General features: G+C 63.9%; 12 protein-coding genes. 11 read left to right on the forward strand and 1 reads right to left on the reverse strand.

Going from position 1 to position 13578, the window contains the following annotated elements; translation table 11 throughout:
- Positions 1-38: 38 nt before the first annotated feature.
- The 3 genes from rpoC (at position 39) to C4S70_RS13155 (ending at position 6109) form a co-directional block, all read left to right on the forward strand.
- On the forward strand, positions 39-4283 hold the full coding sequence (gene rpoC / locus C4S70_RS13145; RefSeq protein ID WP_104008572.1) for a DNA-directed RNA polymerase subunit beta': 4245 nt from the start codon (positions 39-41) through the stop codon (positions 4281-4283).
- 143 nt (positions 4284-4426) lie between these two features.
- A complete protein-coding gene (locus C4S70_RS13150) occupies positions 4427-5233 on the forward strand; it encodes a glycosyltransferase (protein ID WP_104008573.1) in 807 nt (268 codons plus the stop codon).
- A 3-nt stretch (positions 5234-5236) separates the two neighbouring features.
- Positions 5237-6109, forward strand: a complete 873-nt coding sequence (locus C4S70_RS13155) for a DMT family transporter (protein ID WP_104008574.1) — start codon at positions 5237-5239, stop codon at positions 6107-6109.
- Here C4S70_RS13155 and C4S70_RS13160 read toward each other — a convergent pair.
- The gene (locus C4S70_RS13160) at positions 6073-6903 is read right to left on the reverse strand and encodes a putative rhamnosyl transferase (RefSeq protein WP_104008630.1); all 831 of its coding nucleotides are present in this window, start codon (positions 6901-6903) and stop codon (positions 6073-6075) included. The genes C4S70_RS13155 and C4S70_RS13160 overlap by 37 nt on opposite strands.
- Positions 6904-7253: 350 nt before the next feature.
- Here C4S70_RS13160 and rpsL point away from each other — a divergent pair, with 350 nt between their 5' ends.
- From rpsL to C4S70_RS13200, 8 genes are all read left to right on the forward strand, one after another.
- Positions 7254-7625, forward strand: a complete 372-nt coding sequence (gene rpsL, locus C4S70_RS13165) for a 30S ribosomal protein S12 (RefSeq protein WP_104008575.1) — start codon at positions 7254-7256, stop codon at positions 7623-7625.
- A 12-nt stretch (positions 7626-7637) separates the two neighbouring features.
- Positions 7638-8108, forward strand: coding sequence for a 30S ribosomal protein S7 (gene rpsG / locus C4S70_RS13170; RefSeq protein WP_104008576.1), 471 nt, complete (start codon positions 7638-7640; stop codon positions 8106-8108).
- Positions 8109-8129: 21 nt separating this feature from the next.
- Complete coding sequence (gene fusA, locus C4S70_RS13175; RefSeq protein ID WP_104008577.1) at positions 8130-10247, forward strand: elongation factor G; 2118 nt, start codon at positions 8130-8132, stop codon at positions 10245-10247.
- An 84-nt stretch (positions 10248-10331) separates the two neighbouring features.
- Positions 10332-11507: an elongation factor Tu gene (gene tuf / locus C4S70_RS13180; RefSeq protein ID WP_104008538.1), complete on the forward strand. Its 1176-nt coding sequence runs from the start codon at positions 10332-10334 to the stop codon at positions 11505-11507.
- A gap of 77 nt (positions 11508-11584) precedes the next feature.
- Positions 11585-11896: a 30S ribosomal protein S10 gene (gene rpsJ / locus C4S70_RS13185; protein WP_104008578.1), complete on the forward strand. Its 312-nt coding sequence runs from the start codon at positions 11585-11587 to the stop codon at positions 11894-11896.
- A 21-nt stretch (positions 11897-11917) separates the two neighbouring features.
- On the forward strand, positions 11918-12643 hold the full coding sequence (gene rplC / locus C4S70_RS13190) for a 50S ribosomal protein L3 (protein WP_104008579.1): 726 nt from the start codon (positions 11918-11920) through the stop codon (positions 12641-12643).
- Positions 12640-13257 carry a 50S ribosomal protein L4 gene (rplD, locus tag C4S70_RS13195; RefSeq protein ID WP_104008580.1) on the forward strand — a complete coding sequence of 206 codons (618 nt, stop codon included), beginning with the start codon at positions 12640-12642 and terminating at the stop codon, positions 13255-13257. The genes rplC and rplD overlap by 4 nt, the downstream gene beginning before the upstream one ends.
- Positions 13254-13550: a 50S ribosomal protein L23 gene (locus C4S70_RS13200; protein ID WP_104008581.1), complete on the forward strand. Its 297-nt coding sequence runs from the start codon at positions 13254-13256 to the stop codon at positions 13548-13550. Before rplD ends, C4S70_RS13200 begins: the two co-directional genes overlap by 4 nt.
- Positions 13551-13578: the final 28 nt, after the last annotated feature.

Here is a 13578-nt window from a genome sequence, read left to right on the forward strand (position 1 = left end):
CCACGATCTGACCCCCGCACGAGTTTGAGGACATCGAAATGAACCAGGAACTGATCAACAACCCGTTCAACCCGCTGACGCCGCCCAAGGTCTTTGACGAGATCAAGGTGTCGCTGGCCAGCCCGGAACGGATCCTCTCGTGGTCCTTTGGCGAGATCAAGAAGCCCGAGACCATCAACTACCGCACCTTCAAGCCCGAACGTGACGGCCTGTTCTGCGCGCGCATCTTCGGGCCGATCAAGGATTACGAATGCCTGTGCGGCAAATACAAGCGGATGAAGTATCGCGGCGTCGTCTGCGAGAAATGCGGCGTCGAGGTGACTCTGCAAAAGGTCCGTCGCGAACGCATGGGCCATATCGAACTGGCCGCCCCCGTGGCGCATATCTGGTTCCTCAAGTCGCTGCCCAGCCGCATCGGCCTGATGCTGGACATGACCCTGCGCGACCTGGAGCGCGTGCTGTATTTCGAAAACTACGTCGTCATCGAGCCGGGCCTGACCGACCTGCATTACGGCCAGATGCTGACCGAAGAGGAATACATGGATGCGCAGGACGCCTATGGTCCTGACGCCTTCACCGCCAATATCGGTGCCGAGGCGATCCGCGAGATGCTGGCCATGATCGACCTGGAGGCCGAGGCCGAACAGCTGCGCGCCGAACTGGCCGAGGCCACCGGGGAACTCAAGCCCAAGAAGATCATCAAGCGGCTGAAGGTGGTTGAGAGCTTTCTTGAATCCGGCAACCGCCCGGAATGGATGATCATGACCGTGATCCCGGTCATCCCGCCCGAGTTGCGCCCGCTGGTGCCGCTTGATGGCGGCCGGTTTGCCACATCGGATCTGAACGACCTGTATCGCCGGGTGATCAACCGCAACAACCGTCTGAAGCGCCTGATCGAGCTGCGCGCGCCCGACATCATCGTGCGCAACGAAAAGCGGATGCTGCAGGAATCGGTCGATGCCCTTTTCGACAACGGCCGTCGCGGCCGTGTGATCACCGGCGCCAACAAGCGGCCGCTGAAGTCGCTGTCGGACATGCTCAAGGGCAAGCAGGGCCGGTTCCGCCAGAACCTTCTGGGCAAGCGGGTGGACTTCTCGGGCCGTTCGGTCATCGTGACCGGCCCGGAACTCAAGCTGCATCAGTGCGGCCTGCCCAAGAAGATGGCGCTGGAACTGTTCAAGCCGTTCATCTACTCGCGGCTCGAGGCGAAGGGTCTGTCTTCGACGGTGAAACAGGCCAAGAAGCTGGTGGAAAAGGAACGTCCCGAAGTATGGGACATCCTCGACGAAGTGATCCGCGAACACCCCGTTCTGCTGAACCGCGCGCCGACGCTGCACCGTCTGGGCATCCAGGCATTCGAGCCGGTGCTGATCGAGGGCAAGGCGATCCAGCTGCACCCGCTGGTGTGTTCCGCTTTCAACGCCGACTTCGACGGCGACCAGATGGCCGTCCACGTTCCGCTGAGCCTCGAGGCCCAGCTGGAAGCACGCGTGCTGATGATGTCCACCAACAACGTGCTGTCGCCCGCGAACGGCAGCCCGATCATCGTGCCGTCGCAGGACATGATCCTTGGCCTTTACTATCTCACGCTGGAGCGCGAAGGCATGCCGGGCGAGGGCAAGGTCTTTGCCTCGATGGAAGAGGTCGAGCACGCCCTGAATGCCGGCGAGGTGCACCTGCATTCGAAGATCGTCTGCCGCGTGCCGCAGATCGACGAGGAAGGCAACGAGATCGTCAAGCGCTATGAAACCACGCCGGGCCGCGTCCGGCTGGGATCGCTGTTGCCGAAGAACGCCAAGGCGCCGTTCGATCTGGTAAACCGCCTGCTGCGCAAGAAAGAGGTGCAGCAGGTCATCGACACGGTCTATCGCTATTGCGGTCAGAAGGAGTCGGTCATCTTCTGCGACCAGATCATGGTGCTGGGTTTCCGCGAGGCGTTCAAGGCCGGCATTTCGTTCGGCAAGGACGACATGGTCATCCCCGAAGAAAAGTGGAAGATCGTCGAGGAAACCCGCGAACAGGTCAAGGATTTCGAACAGCAGTACATGGACGGCCTGATCACCCAGGGTGAGAAATACAACAAGGTCGTCGATGCCTGGTCGAAATGCAACGACCGCGTCACCGAGGCGATGATGAACGCCATCTCGGCCGTGACCAAGGACGAGAACGGCGCCGACAAAGAGCCGAACAGCGTTTACATGATGGCGCATTCGGGCGCGCGGGGCTCGGTCACGCAGATGAAGCAGCTGGGCGGCATGCGCGGCCTGATGGCCAAGCCCAACGGCGACATCATCGAAACGCCGATCATCTCGAACTTCAAGGAAGGCCTGACCGTGCTGGAGTACTTCAACTCCACCCACGGCGCGCGGAAGGGTCTGTCGGATACCGCGTTGAAGACGGCGAACTCGGGCTACCTGACCCGGCGTCTGGTGGACGTGGCGCAGGACTGCATCGTGCGCGAACAGGACTGCGGCACCGACCGCGCGATCACCGCGACCGCGGCGGTCAACGACGGCGAGGTCGTGGCGTCCCTGGGCGAGCGCATCCTGGGCCGTGTTGCGGCCGAGGATATCATCCGCCCCGGCTCGGACGAGGTTCTGGCCGCGACCGGTCAGTTGATCGACGAACGCATGGCCGATGCGATCGAAGAGGCCGGCATCCAGTCGGTCCGGATCCGGTCGCCGCTGACCTGCGAGGCGGAGGAAGGCGTCTGCGCCATGTGCTATGGCCGTGACCTGGCCCGCGGCACCATGGTGAACGTGGGCGAGGCCGTCGGCATCATTGCCGCGCAGTCGATCGGTGAGCCCGGCACGCAGCTGACGATGCGGACCTTCCACATCGGCGGTGTTGCCCAAGGCGGCCAGCAGTCGTTCCAGGAGGCCAGCCAGGACGGCACGGTCGTGTTCGAGAACGCCAACCTGCTGGAGAATGCCGCGGGCGAGACGATGGTGATGGGCCGCAACATGAAGCTCATCATCCGCGACGAGCACGGGCAGGAACGCGCCAGCTTCAAGGTGGGTTACGGCTCCAAGCTGTTCGTCAAGGACGGTCAGGAAGTGTCGCGCGGCGACAAGCTGTTCGAGTGGGATCCCTACACCCTGCCGATTATCGCCGAGAAGGACGGTGTCGCCAAATTGGTCGATCTCGAGGCGGGCGTTTCGGTCCGTGACGAAACCGACGATGCGACCGGCATGACGCAGAAGATCGTGGTCGACTGGCGCGCCGCGCCGAAGGGCAACGACCTCAAGCCCGAGGTGCTGATCGTCGGCGAGGATGGCGAACCGGTCCGCAACGATGCGGGCAACCCGGTGACCTATCCGATGTCGGTGGACGCGATCCTGTCGGTCGAGGATGGTCAGCAGATCAGGGCCGGCGACGTCATTGCGCGTATCCCGCGCGAAGGTGCCAAGACCAAGGACATCACCGGCGGTCTGCCGCGGGTGGCCGAACTCTTCGAGGCACGCCGGCCCAAGGACCACGCCATCATCGCCGAAATCGACGGCTATGTGCGCTTTGGCCGCGACTACAAGAACAAGCGTCGCATCACGATCGAACCGGCCGACGAGACGCTCGAGCCTGTCGAATACATGGTGCCCAAGGGCAAGCACATCCCCGTGCAGGAAGGCGACTTCGTGCAGAAGGGCGACTACATCATGGATGGCAACCCGGCGCCGCACGACATCCTGTCGATCATGGGCGTCGAGGCGCTGGCCGACTACATGATCAACGAGGTGCAGGAGGTCTATCGCCTGCAGGGTGTGAAGATCAACGACAAGCATATCGAGGTCATCGTGCGCCAGATGCTGCAGAAGTGGGAAATCACCGACAGTGGTGACACCACGCTGCTCAAGGGCGAACATGTGGACAAGCAGGAGCTCGAACTCGAGAACGCCAAGGCCGAAAGGAAGGGCGGTCGTCCGGCCCAGGGCCAGCCGATCCTGCTGGGGATCACCAAGGCCAGCCTGCAAACCCGGTCGTTCATCTCGGCGGCGTCGTTCCAGGAAACCACGCGCGTGCTCACCGAGGCTGCCGTTCAGGGCAAGGTGGACAAGCTGGTGGGGCTCAAGGAGAACGTCATCGTCGGCCGTCTCATTCCGGCCGGCACCGGTGGGGCCACCCAGCGGGTGCGCCGCATCGCGCAGGAACGTGACGCGCTGGTGATCGAGGCCCGCCGCGAAGAGGCCGAGGCCGCCGCGGCGCTGGCCGCGCCGATGGCCGATGACGGCTTTGGCGGGGACGAAGGGTTCGACAACCTCGTGGATACGCCGGAAAGCCGCGACTGATTGCGGTGCGATAATGCGACATGGCCCCCGCGCTGTTGGCGCGGGGGCTTTTTCGTGTGCCGTCGCCGCGCACGGGTTGCAGGTTTGCGGTTTTTGCGCGACCACGGATACTGTCGAACAGGGGCGGTAGCGGAGGAACGGGCATGGAGGTCAGGACGAAGATCGTGGGCCTGCTGCGGTTTTCGGTGCTGACGACCACCTATTACACCGGGGAGCTGGGATCCGTCGAAGCGGTCGAGCAGCACCTGTTTTCGCCCGAACGGATGAAGTTGCGGTTTCACCTGTTCGAGAACCTCTGCCTGCCGTCGCTGAAGGCCCAGACCGATCAGAATTTCGAGATGGTCGTGCTGACCTCGCGCAGGATGCCCGCGCAATGGCTGGACCGGCTCGCGGCGCTGATCGAGCCCTTGCCGAATTTTCGGCTGATCCGCGCCAGCGTTACCCAGCATTACCGGCTCACGCAGCGGGCCTATGCCTCGGTGCCGGCGGGCGACAGCACCCATCTGATCCGGTTCCGGCTGGATGATGACGATGCGGTTGACCGCGACTTCATTGCCCGGACGCGCCGGTATGCCGACGCGCTGCTGGCGATGCAGGGGCCGGCAAAGCCGTTCGTCGTGGCGTGGAACCACGGATTTTATGTCCGCCGGAAGCCGGACGGGAACGATGTTTTCGACGCCGTTGAACGCAGCCCGCTTTCGGTCGGCACGACGCTGGTGGCGCCGGTCGGCCACGGCGTCAATCCCTATCGCTATGTTCACCGCCGGTTGCCGCAGCATTATCCGACCTTCACCGACACCACGATCCCGACCTTCGTGCGCACCATCCACGAGGACAACAAATCCAACCCCTCGCAGTCGGGCCTGACCCGCCAGCTGACCGAGCGGCAGACACTGCGCCGGCTGCGGCGAAACTTCGGCATCGACCTGCACTGGCTGAGGACGCTCTGAGTCATGTCCCCCAACACGCGCGGTGCGCTTCTCATGATGGGCAGCATGGCGGCCTTTACGCTGAACGACACCTGCGTAAAGGCCGCCGGCGGCGCCGTGCCCCTGTTTCAGCTGGTGACGATCCGGGGCGTGCTGACGACGGTCCTGATCTACCTGCTGGCGCGTCGCCTGGGGGCGCTGAGGCTGCGCCTGCCTCGGCGCGACTGGATGCTGATCGCGCTGCGCTGTGCCGCGGAGGTAGGGGCCACGGTGTTCTTCCTGACCGCTCTGATGCGGATGCCGCTGGCCAATGTGACGGCGGTTCTGCAGGTGCTGCCGCTGACGGTGACGCTGGGCGCGGCGCTGTTCTTCGGCGAGCAGGTCGGCTGGCGGCGGATGCTGGCCATCCTGGCCGGGTTTGGGGGCATGTTGCTGATCGTCCGCCCCGGCCCCGAAGGCTTCAGCCTCGAGGCAATTTACGCCCTGGCGGCGGTGGTCTGTGTGACCGCGCGGGATCTCAGCACAAGGCGCATGTCGGCCGAGGTGCCTTCGTTGACGGTGACCCTGTTCGCGGCGATCTCGGTCACGGCGTTTTCGGCCGCCGCATCGATCGGACAGGGCTGGGTTGCGCCGGGGGCCGGCCATGCCGGGCTGATCGCCTCGGCGTCGCTGCTGATCCTCTTCGGCTATCTGCTGAGCGTGATGGTGATGCGGGTGGGCGACGTCTCTTTCACCGCGCCGTTTCGCTACACGGGGCTGGTCTGGGCGCTGGTGCTGGGCTGGGCGGTGTTCGGCGACTGGCCGGACCCGGTGACGATGCTGGGCGCGACGGTGGTGGTGGCGACGGGGCTGTTCACCCTTTACCGCGAACGCGCAGTCAAGGCGGCATCGCGGTAGGCGCGCCGCACCGCGTCGGCGTCGATCGCAAAGGTTTCACGGAAATACGCCTCGCCCTCTTCATCCAGCGGCGCCAGCGGCACCGGCCGGACCTTCGTCCCCTGACGCGAATCGTTGAAGTCGTTGTGCCCGCGCACCAGCATGTCCTCGCCGGTAAAGCTCACGGTCGGCATCAGGCCGGGCAGCTTGTGATGGGCAAAGTTCATCACGCTCAGGCGCACGCCGGGGCGCAGCATCAAGGCAAGAGCGGCCGTGGTAAAAGGCGCCCTGGTCGGCGCCACCGACAGTCCGTCCGGGCCCGGCCGGGCGATATAGCCCTGGTTGAAGTCGATCGCGATATGCCGATGCGCGCGCAACAGGCCGGCGACGTCGCGCGCCGCCTCGCGCAGGCGCTGCACATAGACGCGCGCCACCGCATCGTCATCGTCCATACGGAACTGCAGACACGGGGTGCGGCGCTTTTCGCGCACCGAGTTGATCGCCGCCTGCATCACCTTTCTGTGCGGGCCGGGGGTATGAGCCTGCACGATGGCCTGCGGCATGTCCTCGACCAGCGCCATCAGCCGGTCGCGATAATGGCCGGGCATGGAGTCGCCGATCACGATCAGAAAGGTGAAGTCATCGTCGGTCTGCGCCCGCAGCGGCGGCAGGGTGATGGTTTCGAAGGTGCGAAACCGCTCTTCCATTCGTTCGGGCGCATAGAGATAGGAGATCCGCTCGTGCAGCGAATCGTGTTCGACCTGAAATCCGCCGATTCCGGGCCACGAGAAGCGGCAAAGCCCGATGACCTGCATGCGTGCCCCCTTTTTCCTGTGTTTGCGCTTGCCCGACCGGGTTTCGAGCCACACAGGCACTGTGACAAGGCGCGCCGGGCGGGGCAAGTGTTGCTGGCTGTTGACAGTGGGGACGACTCCGCCTATACGCCCGCTATCTCGGCAACGGGGTCTTTCCCCATGCGCCGACTTCAGTACTGGAGTGGTCACGATCCGGCCTGACGGCCCGATCCTCTGGAAATCCACCGCGTCGGTCCCAGGATGGGGTCGGAGGCGGTTTTTGCGCTTTGCGGACGCGCGGGGCGCCTTGAGTTCAACCGCACGCCTGGCGTGCACAGACACATGTGTTGCGAAACGGGGAAAGAACCGGAATGCCAACGATCCAACAGCTGATCCGCAAACCGCGGCGGCCCAAAGTCAAACGTTCGAAGTCCATGCACCTGCAGGAGTGCCCGCAAAAGCGTGGCGTCTGCACCCGCGTCTACACCACGACGCCGAAGAAGCCGAACTCGGCCATGCGGAAAGTGGCCAAGGTGCGCCTGACCAACGGTTACGAGGTGATCTCGTACATTCCGGGCGAAAGCCACAACCTGCAAGAGCACTCGGTGGTGCTGATCCGCGGCGGCCGTGTGAAGGACCTTCCCGGTGTGCGCTATCACATCCTGCGCGGCGTTCTGGACACGCAGGGCGTCAAAGACCGTAGGCAGCGCCGTTCGAAATATGGCGCCAAGCGTCCGAAGTAAGAGGATTGAGAGATGTCCCGTCGTCACCGCGCTGAGAAACGCGAAGTCCTGCCCGACGCCAAGTATGGCGATCGCGTGCTGACCAAGTTCATGAACAACCTGATGATCGACGGCAAGAAGTCGGTCGCCGAGCGCATCGTCTACAGCGCGCTGGATCGGATCGAGGCCCGCGTCAAGCGTGCGCCGGTCGAAGTGTTCCATGAGGCGCTCGACAACATCAAGCCGTCGGTCGAGGTGCGTTCCCGCCGGGTCGGCGGTGCGACCTATCAGGTTCCGGTCGAAGTGCGCCCCGAACGCCGCGAGGCGCTGGCGATCCGCTGGCTGATCGCCGCCAGCCGGAACCGCAACGAAAACACCATGGAAGAACGCCTCGCCGGCGAGCTGCTGGATGCCGTCCAGTCGCGCGGTGCCGCCGTGAAGAAGCGCGAAGACACCCACAAGATGGCAGAAGCCAACAAGGCCTTCTCGCACTATCGCTGGTAACCCCCGGAAGGACCAGGACTCATGGCACGCGAATATCCGCTCGAGCGCTACCGCAACTTCGGTATCATGGCTCATATCGATGCAGGCAAGACCACCTGCACCGAGCGCATCCTCTACTACACCGGCAAGTCTCACAAGATCGGCGAAGTCCATGACGGCGCCGCCACGATGGACTGGATGGAGCAGGAGCAGGAGCGCGGCATCACCATCACCTCGGCCGCGACGACCACCTTCTGGGAGCGCACCGAGGACGGCCAGACCGCGCAGACCGAAAAGCACCGCTTCAACATCATCGACACCCCCGGCCACGTCGACTTCACCATCGAGGTGGAGCGTTCGCTGGCCGTTCTGGACGGCGCCGTCTGCGTTCTGGACGCCAATGCCGGCGTCGAGCCGCAGACCGAAACCGTCTGGCGTCAGGCCGACCGCTACAAGGTTCCGCGGATCGTGTTCGTCAACAAGATGGACAAGATCGGCGCGGACTTTTTCAACTGCGTCCGCATGATCAAGGACCGCACCGGCGCCCAGCCGATGCCGATCCAGATCCCGATCGGGGCCGAGGACCAGCTGGAAGGCATCGTGGACCTGATCACGATGGAAGAGTGGACCTGGAAGGGCGACGACCTTGGCGCGACCTGGACCCGCCAGCCGGTTCGTGACGAGCTGAAGGACACCGCCGAGGAATGGCGCGGCAAGATGATCGAGCTTGCCGTGGAGCAGGACGACGACGCGATGATGGCCTACCTCGAAGGCGAGGAGCCGGACGCCGAAACCCTGCGCAAGCTGATCCGCAAGGGCACCCTGTCGATGGCCTTCGTTCCGGTTCTGGCCGGCTCGGCCTTCAAGAACAAGGGCGTGCAGCCGCTGCTGAACGCGGTGATCGACTTCCTGCCCAACCCGCTGGACATCGAGGCCTACATGGGCTTCAAGCCCGGCGACGAGACCGAGACCCGCAACATCGCGCGTTCGGCCGATGACGATCAGCCCTTTGCCGCGCTGGCGTTCAAGATCATGAACGACCCCTTCGTCGGCTCGCTGACCTTCACCCGGATCTACTCGGGCGTCCTGAAAAAGGGCGACGCGATGCTCAATTCGACCAAGGGCAAGCGCGAGCGCGTCGGCCGGATGATGATGATGCACTCCAACAACCGCGAGGAGATCGAAGAGGCCTTTGCGGGCGACATTATCGCGCTGGCCGGTCTGAAGGAAACCACCACCGGTGACACGCTGTGCGATCCGCAGAACCCGGTCGTTCTGGAAACCATGACCTTCCCCGATCCGGTGATCGAGATCGCGATCGAGCCGAAGACCAAGAACGACCAGGAAAAGATGGCCCAGGGCTTGGCGCGGCTTGCCGCCGAAGACCCGTCCTTCCGCGTCGAGACCGATCTGGAATCCGGTCAGACCATCATGAAGGGCATGGGCGAACTTCACCTGGACATCCTGGTGGACCGTCTCAAGCGCGAGTTCAAGGTCGAGGCCAACATCGGCGCGCCGCAGGTGGCCTATCGCGAAACGATCTCCAAGCAGGTGGTCCACAGCTACACCCACAAGAAACAGTCGGGTGGTTCGGGTCAGTTCGCCGAGGTCAAGCTGGAAATCACCCCGACCGAGCCGGGCGAAGGCTACAGCTTCGAATCCCGCATCGTCGGCGGCGCCGTGCCCAAGGAATACATCCCCGGCGTCGAAAAGGGCATCCAGTCGGTGATGGATTCCGGTCCGCTGGCCGGCTTCCCGGTGATCGACTTCAAGGTCGCGCTGGTGGACGGCAAGTTCCACGACGTGGACTCGTCGGTTCTGGCCTTTGAGATCGCCGCGCGCATGTGCATGCGCGAAGGCATCAAGCTGGCCGGTCCGAAGCTGCTGGAACCGATCATGAAGGTCGAGGTGATCACGCCGGAGGAATACACCGGCAACATCATCGGCGATCTGACCTCGCGTCGTGGTCAGGTGACCGGGCAGGAGCCGCGCGGCAACGCGGTGGCGATCAACGCCTTCGTGCCGCTGGCCAACATGTTCGGCTACATCAACAACCTGCGTTCGATGTCCTCGGGCCGTGCGCAGTTCACGATGCTGTTCGATCACTACGATCCGGTGCCGCAGAACATCAGCGACGAGATCCAGGCGAAATACGCATAAGCAGCGGTGCGTGGGCAACCACGCACCCTACCCACCCGTAGGGTGCGCCACCCGGCGCACCGCCACTGAAACAAGGAGGCCACAATGGCAAAGGAAAAGTTTGAGCGGACGAAACCGCATGTGAACATTGGCACGATCGGCCACGTTGACCACGGCAAGACGACGCTGACGGCAGCGATCACGAAGTACTACGGCGAATTCAAGGCCTATGACCAGATCGACGGCGCGCCGGAAGAGAAGGCCCGCGGGATCACGATCTCGACCGCGCATGTGGAATACGAGACCGAGAACCGCCACTATGCGCATGTGGACTGCCCCGGCCACGCCGACTACGTGAAGAACATGATCACGGGTGCGGCGCAGATGGACGGCGCGATCCTGGTGGTTTCGGCCGCCGACGGCCCGATGCCGCAGACCCGCGAACACATCCTGCTGGCCCGTCAGGTCGGCGTTCCGGCGCTGGTCGTCTACATGAACAAGGTCGATCAGGTGGACGACGAGGAACTGCTGGAACTGGTGGAGATGGAAATCCGCGAGCTGCTGAGTTCGTATGAATTCCCCGGCGACGACATTCCGATCATCAAGGGTTCGGCGCTGGCCGCTCTGGAAGGCCGCGATCCGGAAATCGGCGAGAACTCGATCCGCGAGCTGATGAAGGCGGTGGACGAATACATCCCGACCCCGACGCGTGCGGTGGATCAGCCGTTCCTGATGCCGATCGAGGACGTGTTCTCGATCTCGGGCCGCGGCACGGTTGTGACCGGCCGGGTCGAGCGTGGCGTGATCAACGTGGGCGACGAGGTCGAGATCGTGGGCATCCGCCCGACGCAGAAGACCACGGTGACCGGCGTGGAGATGTTCCGCAAGCTGCTGGACCGCGGCGAGGCGGGCGACAACATCGGCGCGCTGCTGCGCGGCATCGGCCGGGACGAGGTCGAGCGCGGCCAGGTTCTGTGCAAGCCGGGTTCGGTGACCCCGCACACCAAGTTCGAGGCCGAGGCCTACATCCTGACCAAGGAAGAGGGTGGCCGTCACACGCCGTTCTTTGCCAACTACCGTCCGCAGTTCTACTTCCGGACCACGGACGTGACTGGCACGGTTCAGCTGCCGGAAGGCACCGAGATGGTGATGCCGGGCGACAACGTGTCCTTCGGCGTCGAACTGATCGCGCCGATCGCGATGGAAGAGGGCCTGCGCTTCGCCATCCGCGAAGGCGGCCGCACCGTCGGCGCCGGCGTCGTCTCGAAAATCATCGAGTAATACACTCGGGTTCGACGAGGGCCACCGGGCGGTCCGGTGGTCCTCCTATCAACTCCAAGGCCTGAAAGGGCGAAGAAATGCAAAGCCAAAACATCCGTATTCGGCTTAAGGCGTTCGATTACCGCGTGCTGGATGCCAGCACGCAGGAAATCGTGAACACCGCCAAGCGGACCGGCGCGCAGGTGCGCGGCCCGATCCCGCTGCCGAACAAGATCGAGAAGTTCACCGTTCTGCGTGGACCTCACATCGACAAGAAGTCCCGCGACCAGTTCGAGATCCGCACCCACAAGCGGCTTCTGGACATCGTGGATCCGACCCCGCAGACGGTGGACGCGCTGATGAAGCTCGACCTGGCCGCCGGCGTGGATGTCGAGATCAAGCTGCAGTAACGGACCGGGAGGGTAGTGAAAATGCGCTCTGGTGTTATTGCAAGGAAAGTCGGCATGACCCGGCTGTTCATGGAGGACGGCCGCCAGATCCCGGTGACCGTTCTGCAACTGGACAACGTGCAGGTCGTGGCGCAGCGCACCGCGGAAAAGGACGGCTACACCGCCGTTCAGCTCGGCGCCGGTTCGGCCAAGGCCAAGCGGACCAGCAAGGCCATGCGCGGCCATTTCGCCGCCGCCAAGGTCGAGCCCAAGCGGAAGCTGGCCGAGTTCCGCGTCGCCCCCGAAAACCTGATCGAAGTCGGCGCCGAAATCTCGGCCGCGCACTTTCTCGAGGGTCAAAAGGTGGACGTCAGCGGCACCTCGATCGGTAAGGGTTTCGCCGGTGCCATGAAGCGGCACAATTTCGGCGGCCTGCGGGCGTCGCACGGTGTTTCGATCAGCCACCGTTCGCACGGTTCGACCGGTCAGTGCCAGGAACCGGGCCGCGTGTTCAAGGGCAAGAAGATGGCCGGTCACATGGGTGCGGCCCGCGTGACTACCCAGAACCTCGAAGTCGTCAAGACCGATGTCGAGCGTGGTCTCATCATGGTCAAGGGCGCGGTTCCGGGCTCCAAGGGGGGCTGGGTCACGGTCAAGGACGCGGTGAAGAAGAAACTGCCCGAGGGCGTTCCGTTCCCGGCCGGCCTGAAGGCCGCCGAGACCGCCGCGCCCGCGGAAGAAGCACCCGCGGAAGGGGGTGAAGCATGAAACTTGACGTGATCAAACTGGACGGCGGCAAGGCCGGCGTGATCGAACTGCCCGAGGACATCTTCGGGCTGGAGCCGCGCGCCGATATTCTGCATCGCGTGGTCCGCTGGCAGCGCAACAAGGCGCAGCAGGGCACCCACAAGGTCAAGACCCGGTCCGAGACCAGCTACTCGGGCAAGAAGATCTATCGCCAGAAAGGCACCGGCGGCGCCCGCCACGGTGACCGCAACGCGCCGATTTTCCGCCACGGCGGCATCTACAAGGGTCCGGTTCCGCGCAGCCACGCGCACGACCTGCCCAAGAAGTTCCGCAAGCTGGGCCTCAAGCACGCGCTGAGCGCCAAGGCCAAGGCCGGCGAACTGGTTGTGATCGAGGCGGCCGAGGCCGAGGGCAAGACCTCGGCGCTGGCAAAGCAGGTCAAGGAACTGGGCTGGAAGCGTGCTCTGATCATCGATGGTGCCGAGGTCAACGACGGTTTTGCCCGCGCCGCGCGCAATATCGAGGGTCTGGACATTCTGCCGTCGATCGGCGCCAACGTTTATGACATCCTCCGCCGTGACATGCTGGTGCTCACCAAGGCGGGTGTCGAAGCTCTGGAGGCTCGACTGAAATGAGCGCGAAGCCTGAACATTACGACGTGATCCGCAAGCCGGTCATCACCGAAAAGGCTACCATGGCGTCGGAAAACGGCGCGGTGGTTTTCGAAGTGGCGATGGACAGCACCAAGCCTCAGATCAAGGAGGCCGTCGAGGCGCTCTTCGGGGTCAAGGTGAAGGCCGTGAACACCACGATCACCAAGGGCAAGGTCAAGCGTTTCCGCGGCCAGATCGGCAGACGGAAGGACGTGAAAAAGGCCTATGTGACCCTCGAAGAGGGCAACACGATCGACGTGTCCACCGGGCTTTGACCGAGGGACCGGCGCGAGTCGGCCCCAG

Origin of the sequence: Jhaorihella thermophila (assembly GCF_900108275.1) — a bacterium.
Lineage (GTDB): Bacteria > Pseudomonadota > Alphaproteobacteria > Rhodobacterales > Rhodobacteraceae > Jhaorihella > Jhaorihella thermophila.